The 18,734-nt window shown below is 66.7% G+C and carries 17 protein-coding genes; 15 read left to right on the top strand and 2 right to left on the bottom strand.

Annotated elements, in window-relative coordinates:
* The 15 genes from ACXI0D_RS17345 to ACXI0D_RS17415 all read left to right on the top strand — a co-directional run bounded on the left by ACXI0D_RS17345 (nt 1) and on the right by ACXI0D_RS17415 (nt 16,454).
* Entirely contained in the window at nt 1-501 is a 501-nt protein-coding gene (locus ACXI0D_RS17345; protein ID WP_164117005.1) for a molybdenum cofactor biosynthesis protein MoaE, read from the top strand.
* Nucleotides 502-723: 222 nt separating this feature from the next.
* Entirely contained in the window at nt 724-1,266 is a 543-nt protein-coding gene (gene mobA, locus ACXI0D_RS17350) for a molybdenum cofactor guanylyltransferase (protein ID WP_479642849.1), read from the top strand.
* Nucleotides 1,263-1,628: a hypothetical protein gene (locus ACXI0D_RS17355; protein WP_101765591.1), complete on the top strand. Its 366-nt coding sequence runs from the start codon at nt 1,263-1,265 to the stop codon at nt 1,626-1,628. Before mobA ends, ACXI0D_RS17355 begins: the two co-directional genes overlap by 4 nt.
* Nucleotides 1,629-1,773: 145 nt before the next feature.
* Complete coding sequence (locus tag ACXI0D_RS17360; RefSeq protein ID WP_101765590.1) at nt 1,774-3,192, top strand: NarK family nitrate/nitrite MFS transporter; 1,419 nt, start codon at nt 1,774-1,776, stop codon at nt 3,190-3,192.
* 72 nt (nt 3,193-3,264) lie between these two features.
* Nucleotides 3,265-7,020 (top strand): nitrate reductase subunit alpha, encoded by a 3,756-nt coding sequence (locus ACXI0D_RS17365; RefSeq protein WP_479642850.1) that lies wholly within the window; start codon nt 3,265-3,267, stop codon nt 7,018-7,020.
* Complete coding sequence (gene narH / locus ACXI0D_RS17370; protein WP_479642851.1) at nt 7,020-8,561, top strand: nitrate reductase subunit beta; 1,542 nt, start codon at nt 7,020-7,022, stop codon at nt 8,559-8,561. Before ACXI0D_RS17365 ends, narH begins: the two co-directional genes overlap by 1 nt.
* Nucleotides 8,561-9,241 (top strand): nitrate reductase molybdenum cofactor assembly chaperone, encoded by a 681-nt coding sequence (gene narJ / locus ACXI0D_RS17375; protein ID WP_479642852.1) that lies wholly within the window; start codon nt 8,561-8,563, stop codon nt 9,239-9,241. The genes narH and narJ overlap by 1 nt, the downstream gene beginning before the upstream one ends.
* On the top strand, nt 9,238-9,945 hold the full coding sequence (gene narI / locus ACXI0D_RS17380) for a respiratory nitrate reductase subunit gamma (RefSeq protein ID WP_479642853.1): 708 nt from the start codon (nt 9,238-9,240) through the stop codon (nt 9,943-9,945). The genes narJ and narI overlap by 4 nt, the downstream gene beginning before the upstream one ends.
* Nucleotides 9,946-9,948: 3 nt before the next feature.
* Nucleotides 9,949-10,848 (top strand): peptidylprolyl isomerase, encoded by a 900-nt coding sequence (locus tag ACXI0D_RS17385; protein ID WP_432592017.1) that lies wholly within the window; start codon nt 9,949-9,951, stop codon nt 10,846-10,848.
* A gap of 23 nt (nt 10,849-10,871) precedes the next feature.
* Nucleotides 10,872-12,203 carry an MFS transporter gene (locus tag ACXI0D_RS17390; protein ID WP_432592016.1) on the top strand — a complete coding sequence of 444 codons (1,332 nt, stop codon included), beginning with the start codon at nt 10,872-10,874 and terminating at the stop codon, nt 12,201-12,203.
* Between the two features lie 140 nt (nt 12,204-12,343).
* On the top strand, nt 12,344-13,558 hold the full coding sequence (locus ACXI0D_RS17395; protein ID WP_479642854.1) for an oxygen-independent coproporphyrinogen III oxidase: 1,215 nt from the start codon (nt 12,344-12,346) through the stop codon (nt 13,556-13,558).
* Nucleotides 13,559-13,569: 11 nt separating this feature from the next.
* A complete protein-coding gene (locus ACXI0D_RS17400) occupies nt 13,570-14,346 on the top strand; it encodes a helix-turn-helix domain-containing protein (RefSeq protein ID WP_049444749.1) in 777 nt (258 codons plus the stop codon).
* A 19-nt stretch (nt 14,347-14,365) separates the two neighbouring features.
* On the top strand, nt 14,366-15,109 hold the full coding sequence (gene modA, locus ACXI0D_RS17405) for a molybdate ABC transporter substrate-binding protein (RefSeq protein WP_479642855.1): 744 nt from the start codon (nt 14,366-14,368) through the stop codon (nt 15,107-15,109).
* 3 nt (nt 15,110-15,112) lie between these two features.
* Entirely contained in the window at nt 15,113-15,796 is a 684-nt protein-coding gene (modB, locus tag ACXI0D_RS17410) for a molybdate ABC transporter permease subunit (RefSeq protein ID WP_479642856.1), read from the top strand.
* A complete protein-coding gene (locus tag ACXI0D_RS17415) occupies nt 15,786-16,454 on the top strand; it encodes a sulfate/molybdate ABC transporter ATP-binding protein (RefSeq protein ID WP_101765588.1) in 669 nt (222 codons plus the stop codon). Before modB ends, ACXI0D_RS17415 begins: the two co-directional genes overlap by 11 nt.
* 250 nt (nt 16,455-16,704) lie before the next feature.
* On the opposite strand, the gene ACXI0D_RS17420 is transcribed toward ACXI0D_RS17415, so the two are convergent.
* Together ACXI0D_RS17420 and ACXI0D_RS17425 are read right to left on the bottom strand one after the other, a co-directional pair.
* Nucleotides 16,705-18,234, bottom strand: coding sequence for a flavodoxin domain-containing protein (locus ACXI0D_RS17420; protein ID WP_479642857.1), 1,530 nt, complete (start codon nt 18,232-18,234; stop codon nt 16,705-16,707).
* Nucleotides 18,231-18,659 carry a PAS domain-containing protein gene (locus ACXI0D_RS17425; protein ID WP_005409905.1) on the bottom strand — a complete coding sequence of 143 codons (429 nt, stop codon included), beginning with the start codon at nt 18,657-18,659 and terminating at the stop codon, nt 18,231-18,233. The genes ACXI0D_RS17420 and ACXI0D_RS17425 overlap by 4 nt, the downstream gene beginning before the upstream one ends.
* Between the last annotated feature and the right edge of the window lie 75 nt (nt 18,660-18,734).

Raw genomic sequence — 18,734 nt, forward strand, 5'->3', positions numbered from 1 at the left:
ATGAGCGAGAAGATCATCGCCAAGGTGGTGGACCGCGCGCAGGCGGCGATCGATCCGGCCGAGGGCATCGCTGCGGTGTCCGATCCGGGGTTCGGTGGCATCGACGTGTTCATCGGCAAGGTGCGCGACGTCAACATCGGCCGGCCGGTGACCGGGATCACCTACGACCTGTTCGAGCCGTTGGTGTTGAACGAGTTCAAGCGCTTGGCCGCCGAGGTTGAGGCTACGTTTGGACCGAAGCTGAAGCTGTATGTGGCTCACGCAAAGGGCCGGTTGGGCATTGGCGATGTGGCGGTGGTGGTGGCCGCAGGCAGCCCGCACCGTGACGAGGCGTTCCGGGCCTGCCGGCAGTTGATCGAGGTGGTGAAGCACCAGTGCCCGATCTGGAAGCAGGAACATTATGAGGACGGCGACAGCGAGTGGAGCGAGGGCTGCAGCCTGTGCCATGCGGACAACGAACCCGCACATGGCCATGACCACGCGCACGATCACCAGCATTGAGCCCGCTGCAGCCACGCATGGCGTGGCGCTACTGCGGGGTGCCCGGGCGATGCCATGCGTGGATGCTTCTGCGGTGCATCTGGCCGGTGCAGCCACGCATGGCGTGGCTCTACCACCGAATGTCTGGATGGCTGCGGGGTTCAGTAGATCCACGCCATGCGTGGATGTGGCCTTCCCGATGAATCCGGCCGACGCAGCCACGCATGGCGTGGCTCTACTGCGATGAGCATCCACGGCATCGTGCTGGCCGGCGGCCTGTCCAGCCGGATGGGCCGCAACAAGGCGCTGCTGCCGTGGCAGGGGCGCACGCTGCTGGAACACATGCGTGGCCTGCTGCTGCAGGCCGGCGCCGAACGGGTGTGGGTGAGCGGCGACTATCCGGCCTTCGGCGGCATCCCCGATCAAGTGGCGCGCTGCGGTCCCCTGGGTGGACTGCACAGCGTGATGCAGCAGATGCCCGATGGCCCGGCCTGGGTGGTAGCGGTGGATACGCCGTTGCTGGCGCCGCGGCTGCTGCAACGGTTGGCCGCCGAGGGGCGGGGCGCGTGCACGATCTTTGACGGGCATCCCTTTCCCATGCTGTTGAATGTGGACAATGCCACTCGTAGCGTGCTGGCCGCGATGCTGGATGATGCGGACGGACGCCGCTCGGTACAGGCCTTCCAGCGCCGCCTGCAGATGCACGCGCTGCTGCTGGAAAGCGTTGACGAAGCCTGCCTGGTCAACTGCAATACCCCCGAACAATGGGAGGATGTTGCGTCATGAAAGTGCAGTTGCGGGACCAATCAGTACGGCTTCGCCTGGATGAGGCCGAACTGGCGCGCCTGCTGGCCGGTGAATCGGTCGAGAACATGACCCGCTTTGGCGGCATCGAGGGCTGGGGCATGGCGGTGTCGCTGCATGGCGGCGAGCAGCCCGTGCTGCTGGACGGTGGCACCTTCTGCCGCCTGGTACTGCCGCGCCTGGCCGTCGAGGCCTTGGCGGCGCGGCTGCCGTGCCGGGAGGGCCTGCCATTCGACATTGCCCTGGAAGATGGCAGCCAGCTTCAGCTGCAGTTCGATGTGGACGTGCGCGACAGCGTGCGCCAGCGCGGGGTGACCCGCCGCACCACCGCTTCACCGGTTTGACATTTGTCAGGGGCACGGCGGAAACCGGTCCCTGATTGATCCAGATCAACCCCGTCGTTGTTGCTGCGCGGCCTAATGGCTGCATGACGACGGGTCACAACTTGAAACGCAGTACCTACGTCATTCCACAGCCTTGGAGCCATGTATGACCGTCGGTAGCGATCCTGTTGTCCGCAGCACTGCCCGTCCGGGTCGCGTCATCAGCGACTGGACGCCGGAAGATCCCGGCTACTGGGAGCGCACCGGCAAGCGGGTTGCCACCCGCAACCTGGTCATCTCGATCCCCTCGCTGCTGCTGGCCTTCTCGGTCTGGGTGCTGTTCTCGGCGGTGTCGATCAGCCTGCCGAAGATCGGCTTCAATTTCAGCACCGACCAGCTGTTCTGGCTGGTGGCGCTGCCCAGCCTGTCCGGCGCCACGCTGCGCATCTTCTATTCCTTCGTGATCCCGATTTTCGGCGGCCGCCGCTGGACCGCGCTGTCCACGGCCTCGCTGCTGGCGCCGACGCTCTGGCTCGGCTTCGCGGTGCAGGATCCGGCCACGCCGTACGGGGTGTTCGTGGCCATCGCGATCCTGTGTGGCTTCGGTGGCGCGAACTTCTCGTCGTCGATGTCCAACATCTCCTTCTTCTACCCCAAGCAGAAGCAGGGCCTGGCGCTGGGCCTGAATGCCGGCCTGGGCAATGTGGGCGTGTCGGTGGCGCAGGCGGTGATCCCGCTGGTCATCACCGTGGGCGTGTTCGGTGCGCTGGGTGGTGCACCGCAGCCCACGGTGGAGGGTGGGGCACCGCTGTTCCTGCAGAACGCCGGCTTCATCTGGGTGCCAGCGATTGCGCTGTGCGCCATCGCGGCCTGGTTCGGCATGAACGACCTGACCAGCGCCCGCTCGTCGTTCTCCGAGCAGGCGGTGATCTTCCGCCGCAAGCACAACTGGCTGATGTGCTGGTTGTATATCGGCACCTTCGGTTCCTACATCGGCTTCTCGGCCGGCTTCCCGATGCTGGTGAAGAGCCAGTTCCCGGAGGTGAACCCGCTGGCCTACGCCTTCATCGGCCCGCTGCTGGGCGCACTGATGCGCTCGGTGGGCGGCAGCATGGCCGACCGCTGGGGCGGTGCACGCCTGACCTTCTGGGTGTTCGCGCTGATGATCGCGGCCGTGTTCGGCGTGCTGCACTTCCTGCCCAGCCATGGCCAGGGCGGCAACTTCCATGGCTTCCTGCTCAGCTTCATGGCGCTGTTCGTGCTCAGTGGCATCGGCAACGGCACCACGTTCCGCATGATCCCGGTGATCTTCCGCACCCTGCATGAGCGCTGGTCGGCCAACGACAACGCCGAGGGCAAGGCCACGGCTGCTCACCAGGCCAGCATCGAGTCGGCCGCGGTGGTCGGTTTCTCCGGTGCGATCGGTGCCTATGGCGGCTTCTTCATTCCCAAGAGCTACGGCTCGTCCATCACCTTGACCGGCAGCCCCGACATGGCGCTGTACGGATTCGTTGTTTTCTACGTCACCTGCCTGGCCGTGACCTGGTGGTGGTACTACCGGCGCGGTGCTGAGACACCCTGCTGACGACATGAAAACGCACCGCAGCCAGATGACACACACAGCCACGATGCCGATGTCCGCAAAGGGAGACCCCCGATGAGTTATTTCCTCGATCGCTTGCAGTTCTTCAAGCGTGACCCCCAGACCTTTGCCGATGGCCACGGATTCGCCAAGAGCGAAGGCCGTGACTGGGAAAACAGCTACCGCGCCCGCTGGCAGTACGACAAGATCGTGCGTTCCACCCACGGCGTGAACTGCACCGGCTCCTGCAGCTGGAAGATCTACGTCAAGAACGGCCTGGTCACCTGGGAAACCCAGCAGACCGACTACCCGCGCACGCGCCCGGACCTGCCCAACCATGAACCGCGTGGCTGCCCGCGTGGCGCCAGCTATTCCTGGTACCTGTACAGCGCCAACCGGCTGAAATACCCGCTGATCCGCGGCACGCTGCTGCGCCTGTGGCGCGAAGCGCGCAAGAGCAAGGCGCCGGTCGATGCCTGGGCCAGCATCGTGGAGGACAAGGAGAAGGCGCGTTCGTACAAGACCCGCCGCGGCATGGGCGGGTTCGTGCGCCTGCAGTGGGAAGAGGCCAACGAGATCATCGCCGCCTCCAACCTGTACACGGTGAAGCAGTACGGCCCGGACCGCGTGGTCGGCTTCTCGCCGATCCCGGCGATGTCGATGGTGTCCTATGCCGCCGGTGCGCGCTACCTGTCGCTGCTGGGCGGCGCCTGCCTGTCGTTCTACGACTGGTACTGCGATCTGCCGCCGGCCTCGCCACAGATCTGGGGCGAGCAGACCGACGTGCCCGAATCGGCCGACTGGTACAACAGCCGCTACATCATCGCCTGGGGCTCGAACGTGCCGCAGACGCGCACGCCCGATGCGCACTTCTTCACCGAGGCGCGCTACAACGGCACCAAGACGGTGGCGATCTGCCCGGACTATTCCGAGCTGGCCAAGCTGACCGATCATTGGCTGCACCCGAAGCAGGGCACCGATGCGGCGCTGGCCTTCGCCTTCGGCCATGTGATCCTGCGCGAGTTCCACGTCGATTCCCCCTCGCAGTATTTCCAGGACTACTGCCGCCAGTACTCGGACATGCCGATGCTGGTGCGCCTGGAGCGCCGCGACGACGGCCGCCTGGTGCCGGGCCGTTTCCTGCGTGCCAGTGAACTGGGCGGGCTGGGTGAAGCCAACAACCCGGACTGGAAGACCCTGGCCTATGACGAGACCAGCGGCCAGATCGTGGTGCCGAACGGCTCGATCGGCTTCCGCTGGGGCGAGAAGGGCAAGTGGAACATCGAGGAGAAAGAAAGCAAGGGCGCCGATACGCGCCTGCGCCTGAGCCTGACCGATGGCCATGAGGGCATCGAAGCGGTGAGCTTCCCGTACTTCGGTGGCATCGAGACCGATGGCTGGACCGCTGCGCCGGCCGACGACGTGCTTGAGCGCAACATCCCGGTGCGTCGCCTGGCCCTGGCCGATGGCGGCGACACCCTGGTGGCCACGGTCTACGACCTGCTGCTGGCCCAGTACGGCGTGGACCGTGGCTTTGGCGGCGGCAACGTGGCATCGAGCTTCGACGACATGGTGCCGGGCACGCCGGCTTGGCAGGAGCGCATCACCGGCGTGTCGCGCGCCGAGGTGATCGAGATCGCTCGCGAGTTCGCACGTACCGCCGACAAGACCCATGGCCGTTCGATGATCATCGTCGGCGCGGGCATGAACCACTGGTTCCACAACGACATGAACTACCGTGGCCTGATCAACATGCTGATCATGTGCGGTTGCGTGGGCCAGACCGGTGGTGGTTGGGCGCATTACGTGGGCCAGGAGAAGCTGCGCCCGCAGACCGGCTGGCAGCCGCTGGCGTTCGGCCTGGACTGGAGCCGCCCACCCCGCCACATGAACGGCACCTCGTTCTTCTACTTCAACACCGGGCAGTGGCGCTACGAGAAGCTGCAGGTGGATGAGCTGCTGTCGCCGCTGGCGGACGCGAGCAAGTACAGCGGCAGCCTGGCCGACCTGAACCTGCGCGCGGTGCGCATGGGCTGGTTGCCGTGTGCGCCGCAGCTGGACCGCAACCCGCTGCAGCTGGCACGCGAGGCGGACGCGGCGGGCGTTGCCCCGGCCGACTACGCGCTGGGCAAGTTCAAGGACGGCTCGCTGGACTTCGCGTTTGCCGACCCGGATGCACAGCAGAACCACCCGCGGATGATGTTCATCTGGCGCTCGAACCTGCTGGGTTCCTCGGGCAAGGGCCACGAATACATGCTGCGGCACCTGCTCGGCACGCGCCATGGCCTGCAGGGCAAGGACCTGGGCGAGATGGGGGCGATCAAGCCGGAGGAGGTGAAGTGGCGTGACGAGGCACCGGAAGGCAAGCTGGACCTGCTGGTCACGCTCGACTTCCGCATGTGCACCACCGCGCTGTACTCGGACATCGTGCTGCCCACGGCCACCTGGTACGAGAAGGACGACCTCAACACCTCGGACATGCACCCGTTCATCCACCCGCTGTCGAAGGCGGTGGACCCGGCCTGGGAATCGCGCAGCGACTGGGAGATCTTCAAGGAGGTCGCCCGCACGGTGAGCGAGATGGCGCCGGGCGTGCTGGGCGTGGAGAAGGACCTGGTGCTGGTGCCGACCCTGCACGACACCCCGAACGAGCTGGGCATGCCGTTCGGCGTGGCCGACTGGAAGAAGGGCGAGTGCGAGGCCATCCCGGGCCAGACCATGCCGTCGATGACGGTGGTGGAGCGCGACTACCCGAACCTGTACCGCAAGTTCACCTCGCTGGGACCGCTGCTGGACACGCTGGGCAACGGCGGCAAGGGCATGAGCTGGGACACGAAGCACGAGGTCGAATTCCTCGGCAAGCTCAACCACACCGTGCACGACGCGGGCGTGAGCCAGGGTCGCCCGGCCATTTCGACCGCGATCGACGCGGCCGAGGTGATCCTGCACCTGGCGCCGGAAACCAATGGCCACGTCGCAGTGAAGGCCTGGGAATCGCTGGGGACCTTCACCGGCCGCGAGCATACCCACCTGGCGGTGGGCAAGGAGCACGAGGCGATCCGCTTCCGTGACATCCAGGCACAGCCGCGCAAGATCATCTCCTCGCCGATCTGGTCGGGCCTGGAGGACGACAACGTCAGCTACAACGCTGGCTACACCAACGTGCACGAGCTGATTCCGTGGCGCACGGTGACCGGCCGCCAGCAGTTCTACCAGGACCACGAGTGGATGATCGACTTCGGCGAGGCCTTCATGGGCTACCGGCCTCCGGTCAACACGCGCACGGTGGAGCCGCTGCTGAACCAGCGCCCGAACGGCAACAAGGAGATCGTGCTGAACTGGATCACGCCGCACCAGAAGTGGGGCATCCACAGCACCTACAGCGACAACCTGATCATGCAGACACTGTCGCGCGGTGGTCCGATCGTGTGGTTGAGCGAGGATGACGCGCGCAGTGCCGGCATCGTCGACAACGACTGGATCGAGCTGTTCAACGTCAACGGTGCGATCGCCGCGCGTGCGGTGGTCAGCCAGCGCGTGATGCCGGGCATGGCGATGATGTACCACGCCCAGGAACGCATCATCAACGTGCCGGGCTCGGAGATTTCCGGGACCCGTGGCGGCATCCACAACTCGGTGACCCGCATCGTGCTCAAGCCCACCCACATGATCGGCGGCTACGCGCAGCTGGCCTACGGCTTCAACTATTACGGCACCTGCGGTACCAACCGCGACGAGTTCGTGATCGTGCGCAAGATGGACAAGATCGATTGGTTGGACGATGAGCAGCCCGCTGGTGCTTCGGCATCGGCCAGCAAGGAGGTGGTGTGATGAAGGTCCGTGCACAGATCGCGATGGTGCTGAACCTGGACAAGTGCATCGGCTGCCATACCTGCTCGATCACCTGCAAGAACGTCTGGACGTCGCGTGAGGGCGTCGAGTACGCCTGGTTCAACAACGTGGAAACCAAGCCGGGCATCGGCTACCCGAAGGAATGCAACCAGGACAAGTGGAACGGCGGCTGGGTGCGCACCCGCGCCGGCAAGCTGGTGCCACGTGCCGGTGGCCGCTGGCGCATGCTGGCCAAGATCTTCGCCAACCCGGACCTGCCGCAGATCGACGACTACTACGAGCCGTTCGATTTCGACTACCAGAACCTGCACACCGCCAAGGACAGCCAGCACCAGCCCACTGCGCGGCCGCGTTCGCTGATCAGTGGCGAGCGCATGCAGAAGATCGAGTGGGGCCCGAATTGGGAGGAAATCCTCGGTTCGGAGTTCAGCAAGCGCTCGCGCGACTACAACTTCGACCAGGTGCAGAAGGAGATCTACGGCGCCTTCGAGAAGACCTTCATGATGTACCTGCCGCGCCTGTGCGAGCACTGCCTCAACCCGGCGTGCGTGTCGGCGTGCCCGTCGGGTGCGATCTACAAGCGCGAGGAAGACGGCATCGTGCTGATCGACCAGGACAAGTGCCGTGGCTGGCGCATGTGCGTGTCGGCGTGCCCGTACAAGAAGATCTACTACAACTGGAAGAGCGGCAAGTCGGAGAAGTGCATCTTCTGCTACCCGCGCATCGAGATGGGCGAGCCGACGGTGTGTTCGGAAACCTGCGTGGGCCGCATCCGCTACCTGGGCGTGATGCTGTACGACGCCGACCGCATCGCCGAGGCGGCTTCGGTGGCCGCCGAGAAGGACCTGTACCAGGCCCACCTGGACATCTTCCTGGATCCGAACGATCCGGCGGTGATCGCCGCCGCGCGCAAGGAGGGCATCCCGGACAGCTGGCTCGATGCGGCCAAACAGTCGCCGGTGTACAAGCTGGCGATCGACTGGAAGCTGGCGCTGCCGCTGCACCCGGAATACCGCACGTTGCCGATGGTCTGGTACGTACCGCCGCTGTCGCCGATCCAGTCGGCTGCCGAACGTGGCCGGGTGGGCATGAGCGGCGAGCTGCCGGACGTGGCCTCGCTGCGCATTCCGATGCGCTACCTGGCCAACCTGCTGACGGCGGGTGACGAAGCGCCGGTGGTACGCGCGCTGGAACGGCTGATGGCGATGCGGGCCTGGCGCCGGGCCAAGAACGTGGACGGCGTGGAAGACACCGCGGTGCTGGAACAGACCGGGTTGAGCATCGCCCAGGTGGAAGAGATGTACCGCTACCTGGCCATCGCCAACTACGAGGACCGTTTCGTGATTCCGACCGGCCACCGCGAGTACGCCAACGATGCCTTCGGCGAGCGCGGCGGCTGCGGCTTCACCTTCGGCAACGGCTGCAACGGTGACAGCCCGGCCGACCTGTTCGGCCAGCGCAAGAGCACCACCTTCGTGGTGGACAAGGGGCCGAACCACCGCCGCAAGGAGGTGGTGTGATGAGCGTGCTCAAGCTGGTCGGGGTGCTGCTGGACTACCCCCGTGAAGAACTGTGGCAGCACGGCGAGGAGCTGCTCGCCGCCTGCGACGACCCGGCGCTGAGCGCCGCCCGCCGCCAGCAGCTGCGAAGCTTCGTGCAGCAGCTGCTGGCTACCGATGCGCTGGATGCGCAGGCGGCGTGGCTGGCCAGTTTCGACCGCGGCCGCTCGATGAGCCTGCTGCTGTTCGAACACATTCATGGCGAGTCGCGCGACCGTGGCCAGGCCATGGTCGATCTGGTCGAGACCTACCGCCGCAACGGCTTTGAACTGGATGCACGCGAGCTGCCGGACTACCTGCCGCTGCTGCTGGAGTTCCTCGCCCATCGCCCCGGCAGCGAGGCCCGCGAGTGGCTGCACCACATCGGCAATATCGCCGGGATGCTGGCAGCGCGTGCCGCCGAGCGTGAGCTGCCGCACCGGGTGCTGTTCGAGATCCTGGTCGAAGCCGGTGACGGCAAGGCCGATCTGCAGGCGCTGCGCCAGCGTGCCAGCGAAGAAGTCCGCGACGATACCGCCGAGGCCATGGACCGCTTGTGGGAGGAGGAGGCGGTGCGCTTCGGCGCCGAAGCACCCTCCGAAGACTGCAAGCCACCCGTGCGTTCGCCGGCCCGTCCTTTGCATCGAGAGGTCCAGCCATGAGTTACTCCCTGCATCAATTCGCCTTCCAGTACTACCCGTACATCGCCGTGGCGGTGCTGCTGATCGGCAGCTGGGCCCGCTATGACAAGGCCATGTACACCTGGCGCACCGGCTCCAGCCAGATGCTGTCGGACAAGGGCATGCGGATCGGCAGCAACTGCTTCCACATCGGCATCCTGGCCATCCTCGGCGGCCACCTGGTCGGCCTGCTGACTCCGCACGCGGTGTACGAGCACTTCATCACCTCGTCGCAGAAGCAGATGCTGGCGATGGTGGTCGGTGGTGTGTTCGGCGCGCTGTGCTTCATCGGCATCAGCATCCTGCTGGTTCGCCGCTTGTTCAATGCACGCGTACGGGCTACCGGCAGCTTCGGTGACACGCTGGTGCTGGTGCTGCTGTTCGCCCAGCTGTGCCTGGGCCTGTACAGCATCCGCATCTCGTCCGGCCACCTGGACGGTGGGGTGATGGTGCAGCTGGCCGAGTGGGCGCAGCACATCGTGACCTTCCGCGCCGGTGCCGCCGACTACATCGAGGGCGTCAGCTGGGTCTACAAGATGCACATCTTCCTGGGCCTGACCCTGTTCCTGATCGCGCCGTTCACCCGCCTGGTGCACGTGTGGAGCATCCCGATCAGTTATCTGTGGCGGCCGTACCAGGTGGTGCGCCGCCGCCAGGCCACGCTGCGCTACGGTCCGCGGGATTAAACCATGGGCAGCCTGCCGAAATTCCTGCCGATCACCGTGATCGACTCCGCCGCACCGGTGCCTGCCGAGGCGCATTCGCATCACCACGACGCGGCAGAGCAGGGGCCGCGCTCTCTCGGGCAGCCGGCACCGTGCCGGCTGTTCGTGGACGAGACCGCGATCAGCGAGGCCGACATCGCCCGCGAGATGCAGCACCATCGGGCGATGCGCCCGGAACAGTCACGCGCCGAAGCGGCGCGTGCACTGGTGGTACGCGAGCTGCTGCGCCTGGAAGCGCAGCGGCTGGGCCTGCAGGCACCGGAGGGCAACCGGGTCAGCGACGAGGAAGTGCTGATCCAGCAATTGCTGGAAGACGCGATCGAAGACCGCGTGCCGACCGACGAGGACTGCCGCCGCTACTTCGAGCAGAACCCGGAGCGCTTCCGCTCGCCCGATCGCGTGCGCCTGCGCCATATCCTGCTGGCCGCGCCGGCCGACGACGTGGCCGGGCGCTTCGCCGCGCGCACCGAAGGCGAGCGGCTGGTCGGACTGCTGAAGGAGTCGCCGCACCTGTTCGCCGATTTCGCCCTGCGCCATTCGCGCTGCCCCTCCAGCAGCGAGGGCGGCGACCTGGGCTGGTTGCAGCGCGGGCAGACCACGCCGGAGTTCGACCGCCAGGTGTTCCGCCTGCGCGAGGGCCTGGCCGGTTTCCCGGTGGAATCGCGCTGGGGCTACCACGTGGTCTGCGTCGATGCCCGCGAGGAAGGCCAGCCACAGCCGTTCGAGGCGGTGCTGCCACAGCTGCGTGATTACCTGGAGCTGCAGGTGCGGCAGCGTGAGGTGCAGGCCTACCTGCTGCAGCTGCAGGAACGCTACCCGGTGCGCGGGCTGGACGAGATCGACGCCGAAGCGGATATCGGCTGACCCCCATTGAACGAGGAGACCCCATGAACCAGGCCCTTGCCCCCGCCAGTGCCGGGCAGCAGCAGCGTGCGCTGTGGCTGAGCACGTTCGCCTTCACCGTGTGCTTCGCGGTGTGGATGATCTTTTCAATCATCGGCATCCAGATCAGCCAACAGCTCGGTTTGAATGACACCCAGTTCGGCCTGTTGATCGCCACGCCGGTGCTGACCGGTTCGGTCAGCCGGGTCTTCCTCGGCATCTGGTCCGACCAGTTCGGTGGCCGCAAGGTGATGGTGCTGGTGATGCTGTGTGGCGCCGTGGCCACCTGGATGCTGACCTATGCGCAGACCTACACCCAGTTCCTGATCGCCGCGCTGTGCGTGGGCATCGCAGGCGGCAACTTCTCGGTGGGCGTGGCCTACGTCTCGAAGTGGTTCCCGGCCAGCAAGCAGGGCACCGCGCTGGGCATCTTCGGTGCCGGCAACATCGGCTCGGCGGTGACCAAGCTGTTGGCGCCGCTGGTGATGGTGGCCGCGGGTTGGACCATGGTTGCCAAGGTCTGGGCGGTCGCGCTGGCCGTCACTGCGGTGCTGTTCTTCCTCTTCAGCAAGGAAGACCCGTCGCTGGAGCAGCGCCGCCGCGAGGGCGTGAAGCCGGTGCCGTTCGCCGAGCAGATGGCACCGCTGAAGAACCTGCAGGTGTGGCGGTTCTCGCTGTACTACTTCTTCGTGTTCGGCGGCTTCGTGGCACTGGCGCTGTGGCTGCCGCACTACCTGGTGGGCGCCTATGGCATGGACGTGGGCCACGCCGGCATGCTGGCGGCGTGCTACTCGATCCCGGCCAGCCTGTTCCGCGTGGTCGGTGGCTGGATGTCGGACCGGATGGGGGCGCGGCGGGTGATGTACTGGACCTTCGGCGTGTCGGCCATCTGCACCTTCCTGCTGGCCTACCCGGATACCGAGTACGTGGTGAAGGGCATCCATGGCCCGATCCATTTCCATCTGGCCATCGGCGTGGTGATGTTCACCGTGCTGGTGTTCGTGCTGGGCTTCTTCATGTCGCTGGGCAAGGCGGCGGTCTACAAGCACATTCCGGTGTACTACCCGCAGCACGTGGGTGCGGTGGGCGGTGTGGTCGGCATGATCGGCGGCCTGGGTGGCTTCATCCTGCCGATCGTGTTCGGGGCATTGAACGATGCGGTGGGCATCTGGAGCAGCTGCTTCATGCTGCTGTTCGTGCTGGTGGCGGCTGCACTGGCGTGGATGCACTTTGCGATCCGCCGCATGGAACGCCGTCACTTCCCGCAGATCGACCGCGAGACCGACCTGCCCGAAGCCATCGATGCGGCCGCCGCCGAGCGGATACGCGGCAGGTGAAGGGGCTGCCGGCCAGCGGCCGGCACTACCGGGTAGCGGGGGAAAGGTAGTGCCGGCCGCTGGTCGGCATGAACCTGCCGATGCGCCACGCTTGATTTCAATCAGGGCCACGCGAAGAGGAACGCCCGAAGATGTCTGCCATGAGCTTCCACGTCGATGAGAGTGAGGACACTGCGCTGCAGGCGGCATTGCTGCGGCAGCCCCGGCATGTGCTGTTCCCGGGGGCTGACCAGTTCAGTACCGGGTTTGGCGAAAGCGGCTGGCGCGCCGCCGTGCGCGCCAGCAACGAGCACCTGATCCCGCGTGGCTTGACGCTCGGCTTCCAGGCCGGTCGCGGTGGTCGCGACGTGCCGCCGCAGGCGTATCTGGACAGCTTGCTGCTGGCCCTGCAGCTGCAGGCCGATGCCCTGGCCGAGGACCGCGAAGTGGTGGCGATGGTGTTGCAGCTGGGCTTGGCCGAGACCTTGCCGCCGCCCCAGCTGGGCCAGCTGCTGGACGCCGTGCCGCAGCACCTGCGCACGGTAGCGCGCCCGCAGGTGGAAGTGCGGCTGGACGCCGGGAGCGCGCTGTCACCGGCGCAGCTGCGCGCGGTGGGGTGCACCCGCCTGAACGTGATCGACCGTGCGGATGCGCCGGGGCCGACCCTGCTGGCACAGGCGCGGCAGGTTGGCTTCACCGCGCGCTACTACCAGCTGCGCGTGCCCGCCAGTGAGGACATCGGCTTCATCGAGCGTCTGCATGAGGTGCTGGCCGAAGCGCCCGAGCGCATCCTGTTGCCGGCGCCGTGTGCGCTGCCGCAGCATCCGTCCGCCGCAAACTGGCTGCAGGCCTGGCGCCTGCTGCGCGCGGCCGGTTACGAACCGATCGGTGGTGATCACTACCAGCGCGGCGACCTGCCCAACCCGCATGGCCCGGGCGACGGCCAGCGCCATTGCGACCTGGCGGGTGTGCCACGGCGTGACCGCAGTGATTTTATCGGGCTTGGCCTGTCCGCCTGCAGCCAGATCGGCGAAGTGTTCTACCGGCTGGAGGACGAGCTGGGCGAATGGCGGGCGCGGTTGCAGTCCGGTCACATGGGCGTGGCCGCGGGCCTGATCCTGTCCGAGGACGAGCGGATGGCGGCCGAGGTGGCACAGAGCATCGCCTGCGACCATGCGCTCGATGCGGCTGCATTCGAGTGGCGTAATGATGAACCGTTCGAGGACTGCTTCGCCGAGCAGCTGCCGGCGTTGTCGCCGTTGCTGGCGCGCGGCTGGGCGCAGTGGGATGCACGCGTGCTGCGGCTGGCCGAAGAAGGACGGTTGCTGTGGCGTATGATGGCCGCATGCTTCCGGCCGGCGGCCGCCATCGCTTGAGTCCTGCCTCGATGTCTTCGAATCCGCCTTCCCAGGGCCGTCTCGGCCGGGCCACGCCGAACCCCGCTGCCGCCGATGATGGCGACGCGCTGCACTTCTGCAGTACCTGTGCGTTTTCCGATGCCTGCATGTCGCAGGGCTATGACAAGACCGCGCTGGGCGACCTGCATGTGCTGGTCGACCACGTCGGTCCGTTCCATGCGGGTGACTACATCTTCCGCGCCGGCGAATCGTTCGATTCGATAGCCGCGGTACGCGCCGGCATGGTCAAGACCTTCGTTGATGACAGCCAGGGCAACGAGCAGGTGCTGGGCTTCAGCCTGCCGGGCGAAGTGATCGGCCTGAATGCGATCCACGGTTCGCGCTTCCCCTGCAATGCGGTGGCGCTGGACACCGTGCACCTGTGCCGCATCTCGTTCCCCAAGTTGAGCCTGCTGGCCACGCGCATGCCGGGGCTGCAGGCCAAGCTGTTCAGCCTGCTCAGTGCGGAGATCGGCAAGGTCGCCACGCTGGCTGCCAACCACCGTACCGAAGAGCGCATGGCGGCGTTCCTGCTGGACATGTCCGAGCGTTACGCGCGGCGCGGCTTTTCCGCCACGCGCTTCAACCTGACGATGGCGCGTACCGAGATCGCCAATTACCTGCGGATGGCGCCGGAAACCGCCAGCCGCGTGCTGCGCCGCCTGAGCGATGATGGGATCATCACGGTGAAGCAGCGCGAGATCCTGCTGCTGCAGCCCGAGCGCCTGGCGGCGCTGGCGGTGGCCGACGAATCCGATCCGAACTGAACCTGGCCGGGAGCCGACGATGATGCGAGCTGGACTGTTGTTGCTGGGACTGCTGGCCACGGTGCCAGCCTGGGCGGCCGAGCTGACGGTGTCGGCGGCATCGAGCCTGACCGAGAGCTTCCGCGAGCTGGGCACCGCCTATGAGAAGGCGCACCCGGGGACCAAGGTCGATTTCAACTTCGCCGCGTCCGGCGTGCTGCTGCAGCAGATCAGCCGCGGCGCGCCGGTGGATGTGTTCGCGTCGGCCGATGAAACCACGATGGACCAGGCCCAGCAGCAGGACCTGCTGGCGGCCGGTACCCGCGAGGTGTTCGCGGTGAACGCGCTGTGGGTGGTAGTGCCGCCGCAGGCCAAGGCCGCGCCGCGTAGCTTGAAGGACCTTGCCGGTGCCGGCGTGCAGCGCATCGCGCTGGGCAACCCGGACAGCGTGCCGGTCGGCCGCTATGCCAAGGGCGCGCTGGAGGCGGCGGGCCTGTGGCCGTCGGTGCAGGGCAGGATCATCACCACGCAGAACGTGCGCCAGTCACTGTATTACGTGGCGCGCGGTGAGGTGGATGCCGGCTTCGTCTACGCCACCGATGCGCAGGCGATGCCCGACCGGGTGCGCCGCGCCTTCGCGGTGCCGGTGGCGGGGCGCATCGCCTATCCGCTGGCGGTGACCAAGGCCAGTGCGCAGCCGGCGGAGGCCAAGCGGTTTGCCGCCTTCGTGCGTTCGGCGCAGGGCCAGGCGATCCTGGCCAAGCACGGGTTCGGCAAGCCCTGAGGCATGGATCTCGACTGGAGCGCGCTGGGGTTGTCGCTGAAGGTGGCCGGTTGGGCCACCGCGATCAATCTGGTGCTGGGCGTGGCACTGGGCGCACTGCTGGCGCGGCGGCGATTTCCTGGTCGTGAGCTGCTGGATTCGCTGCTGACCCTGCCGATGGTGTTGCCGCCGACGGTGCTGGGGTACTACCTGCTGGTGCTGATCGGCCGCAACGGACCGATCGGCGCGTGGCTGCAGTCGTGGTTCGGCATCAACCTGGTGTTCACCTGGCAGGCGGCGGTGATCGCTGCGGCGGTGGCGTCGCTACCGCTGGTGTTCAAGCCGGCGCGCGCGGCGTTCGAGGAAGTGGACGGGCAGCTGGAGCAGGCCGCACGCACGCTCGGGGTGACCGAAGCAGCGGTGTTCTTCCGCATCACGCTGCCGCTGGCCTGGCGTGGCATCCTCGCCGGGCTGCTGCTGGCGTTTGCACGTGCGATGGGCGAGTTCGGCGCGACGCTGATGGTGGCAGGCAGCATTCCCGGCCGCACGCAGACGCTGTCGATCGCCATCTACGAGGCGGTGCAGGCCGGCCAGGACGGCAAGGCCAATGCGCTGGTGATCCTGACCTCGGTGGTGTGCATCGTGATCCTGCTGCTGGCCGCGCGGCTGGTGGGCGGGCATCGCCGGGAGCTGCGCGATGTGGCTTGATCTGCAGGTGCAGCGTCGGCTGCAGGCGGCCGGCCAGGATTTCGTGCTGGACGTGTCGCTGCAGTGCACGCAGCGGCAGGTGGTGCTGTTCGGACCCTCCGGTGCGGGCAAGAGCCTGACCCTGAAGGCAGTGGCCGGGCTGCTGCGGCCGGGCCAGGGCCATGTGCGCCTGCAGGGTCAGACCCTGTTCGATGCGGCCACCGGTGTGGATCTGCCGCCGCAACGCCGCCGGCTGGGCTACGTGTTCCAGGATTACGCTTTGTTCCCGCACCTGAGCGTGCGCCAGAACGTGGCGTTCGGTCTGCAGAAGGGGTGGTTGAATCCGCGGGTCGGCCAGCGCTTCGATGTGGTGGAGCAGTGGTTGCATGCATTCCGCATCGACGCGGTGGGTGATCTGTTGCCTTCCCAGGTGTCCGGTGGCCAGCGTCAGCGCACTGCATTGGCGCGCGCCCTGGTGACGCAGCCGCAGGCGCTGCTGCTGGATGAGCCGTTCTCCGCGCTGGACCATGACCTCCGCCAGCACCTGCGCCAGGAGCTGGAGACCGTGCTGGACAAGACTGGTATCCCGTTGCTGTTGATCAGCCACGATCCGCAGGATGTGGCCATGTTCGGCCAGCAGGTGGCGCGCATGGTGGACGGTCGCATCGTCGGCGGTTGATCCGTGATGGACGCACGGGCGATGGTTGGTTACATCTGATGGTAGTGCCGGCCGCCGGCCGGCAACCGTGGAATCCGGAGCAGCCGGCCAGGGGCCGGCCCTACCGGTTCAGAGGTTCCACGACGCTCAGGCGATGAATGGTTGCATCTGATGGTAGTGCCGGCCGCTGGCCGGCAACCGTGGAATCCAGAGCAGCCGGCCAGCGGCCGGCTCTACCGATCCAGGGTTCGTACGGTCCAGTGGTGATGGATCAATACAACTCGCAGTGCGTGCGGCCTTCGCCACGCAGCGCGTCCCAATGGCCCTCGCCGAGGATGGCATCGATGGCCCCGCGCACCGCGCCTTCCAGATGGCTCTTGTTGCCGCACAGGTACAGATGCCCGCCGCGGGCCAGTACGTCGCGCACTTCATCGCCGCGCTGCTGCAGCACATGCTGCACATAGACCTTTTCGGAGCCATCGCGCGAGAACGCGGTATGCAGGCCGGCCAGCACGCCACGCGCGTGCCAGTCCTGCAGCTGCTCGCGATACAGGTAGTCGTGCTGGCTGTGCTTCTCGCCGAACACCAGGTGCACTTCGCGTTCGCAGGCACTGGCCTGCAGCTCCTGCATCAGGCCCATCAACGGTGCGATGCCGGTGCCGGTGCCGACCAGCAGCAGCGGTGCCTCGCCGGTATCGGGCAGATGGAAGCCAGGGTTGGAGCGGCAGTACACACGGGCATGGTCAGCGCCATGCAGCAGGCTGCCGGTGGCAGTGCCGAAGCGCTCGCGCCCGCGGAAGGTGTAGCGCACTTCGCGCACGCACAGGCTCAGCTGGTCGTTGCAGCGGTGCGAGGCAATCGAATAGGCGCGCGGCAGGCGCGGTGACAGCAGTTCGCGCAGGCGGGCCAGCGGCACGCTGTCCGGCGTGGCGTGGTCCTGTAGCACGTCCAGCAGGTCCAGCCCGTGCAGGTAGGCCTCGAGCTCGCGCTTCTGGCTGACCTTCAGCAGGCCCTTCAGCACCTCGCTGCCACCGAGCCTGGCCAGTTCGCGCAGCACGCCCTTGCTCAGCAGGCGCAGCTCGCGGTCGTGCAGGGCGGCCACGGTGGCGGTGTCGCCGTACCAGGTAGCCAATGCCTGCAGCAGGGCGGAATCGTTCTCGGGTACCACGTGCAAGGTGTCACCCGCGCGGTAGGCCATGCCACTGCCGGCAATATCCAGTTGCAGGTGCCAGGCGGCGGGGTCGCTGCTGTTCAGGCGGCGACGTTCGAGAATGGGGGCGGCAAAGGCATTGTCTTCGCCATAGGCGGTGACCTGCAGGTGCAGGTCCTGGCCAGCGTTGAGGTCGCCATCCAGCACCTGGCCCAGCACCGGCTGCCATTGCTGGAAGAACTGCTCGTAGCCCAGGTCGGCGTCCACCCGATGCAGCAACGGCTGCGCCTGGCGCTCGCTCAGCGCCGCGTCCAGCGCCTTGGTGAAGCCACAGAAGCTGGGGTAGCCGGTGTCACCGAGGCCGAATACTGCATAGCGCAGGCCGCTCAGCGTTGAGGTCTGGCGCAGCGTTTCGAAGAACTGCTCGCCGTTGGCCGGCGGTTCGCCATCGCCGAACGAGCTGGAGATCGCCAGCAGCACGTCGCCGTGGCCGAGGCTGGCCACGTCGATGTCGTTGAACGGGAGCACCTGCGGCGCGTGCGGCTGCAGGTCCGCGCCCAGGCGCTGGGCCAGGGCGCGGGCATTGCCCGACTCGGACGCGAAACCCACCAGCAGGCGGCTGAAGGGCGTACTGGTCGGGAGGGCGTTCACGCGGCCTCGTAGAAATCGTCGAACTTTTCCTTGCTGAATTCGACCAGGTCGTAGTTCTGCATCAGATCGTTCACCACGCGGCGGATGCTGATGTACGAGGTGATGTTGCCGTCGGCGTCGAACAGCGGCTGCACGGTGGTGTCGACCACGTAGAGCACGCCGCCCTTGCCGAGGTTGGGCACGATGCCGGTCCAGGTCTTGCCGGCCTTGATGGTGTCCCACATGTCCTTGTAGACCGCCTTGGGCACGTCCGGGTGGCGCACGATGCTGTGCGGCTGCCCGATCAGCTCCTCGCGGGCGAAGCCGGTGAGCGTGCAGAACAGGTCGTTGGCGTAGGTGATGTTGCCCTGCAGGTCGGTGGTGGAGATCACCATGACGTTCTGCATGGCGTTCAGCAGCTGGGCGTTGTCGGGGGTGTAGCTCATCGCAGGGTCCTTGTGGATGCCGGTAACGCCGGCGTGTTCGGGTCCTGCATAGAAATACGCCCGCACGGCGGCGGG

The sequence above is a fragment of the Stenotrophomonas sp. C9D9 genome, assembly GCF_056491205.1.

Bases quoted from the DNA above. Each gene is read 5' to 3' on its own strand.
- ACXI0D_RS17345 (WP_164117005.1), top strand. From the start codon at position 1: ATGAGCGAGAAGATCATCGCCAAGGTGGTGGACCGCGCGCAGGCGGCG.
- mobA (WP_479642849.1), top strand. From the start codon at position 724: ATGAGCATCCACGGCATCGTGCTGGCCGGCGGCCTGTCCAGCCGGATG.
- ACXI0D_RS17355 (WP_101765591.1), top strand. From the start codon at position 1,263: ATGAAAGTGCAGTTGCGGGACCAATCAGTACGGCTTCGCCTGGATGAG.
- ACXI0D_RS17360 (WP_101765590.1), top strand. From the start codon at position 1,774: ATGACCGTCGGTAGCGATCCTGTTGTCCGCAGCACTGCCCGTCCGGGT.
- ACXI0D_RS17365 (WP_479642850.1), top strand. From the start codon at position 3,265: ATGAGTTATTTCCTCGATCGCTTGCAGTTCTTCAAGCGTGACCCCCAG.
- narH (WP_479642851.1), top strand. From the start codon at position 7,020: ATGAAGGTCCGTGCACAGATCGCGATGGTGCTGAACCTGGACAAGTGC.
- narJ (WP_479642852.1), top strand. From the start codon at position 8,561: ATGAGCGTGCTCAAGCTGGTCGGGGTGCTGCTGGACTACCCCCGTGAA.
- narI (WP_479642853.1), top strand. From the start codon at position 9,238: ATGAGTTACTCCCTGCATCAATTCGCCTTCCAGTACTACCCGTACATC.
- ACXI0D_RS17385 (WP_432592017.1), top strand. From the start codon at position 9,949: ATGGGCAGCCTGCCGAAATTCCTGCCGATCACCGTGATCGACTCCGCC.
- ACXI0D_RS17390 (WP_432592016.1), top strand. From the start codon at position 10,872: ATGAACCAGGCCCTTGCCCCCGCCAGTGCCGGGCAGCAGCAGCGTGCG.
- ACXI0D_RS17395 (WP_479642854.1), top strand. From the start codon at position 12,344: ATGAGCTTCCACGTCGATGAGAGTGAGGACACTGCGCTGCAGGCGGCA.
- ACXI0D_RS17400 (WP_049444749.1), top strand. From the start codon at position 13,570: ATGTCTTCGAATCCGCCTTCCCAGGGCCGTCTCGGCCGGGCCACGCCG.
- modA (WP_479642855.1), top strand. From the start codon at position 14,366: ATGATGCGAGCTGGACTGTTGTTGCTGGGACTGCTGGCCACGGTGCCA.
- modB (WP_479642856.1), top strand. From the start codon at position 15,113: ATGGATCTCGACTGGAGCGCGCTGGGGTTGTCGCTGAAGGTGGCCGGT.
- ACXI0D_RS17415 (WP_101765588.1), top strand. From the start codon at position 15,786: ATGTGGCTTGATCTGCAGGTGCAGCGTCGGCTGCAGGCGGCCGGCCAG.
- ACXI0D_RS17425 (WP_005409905.1), bottom strand. From the start codon at position 18,659: ATGAGCTACACCCCCGACAACGCCCAGCTGCTGAACGCCATGCAGAAC.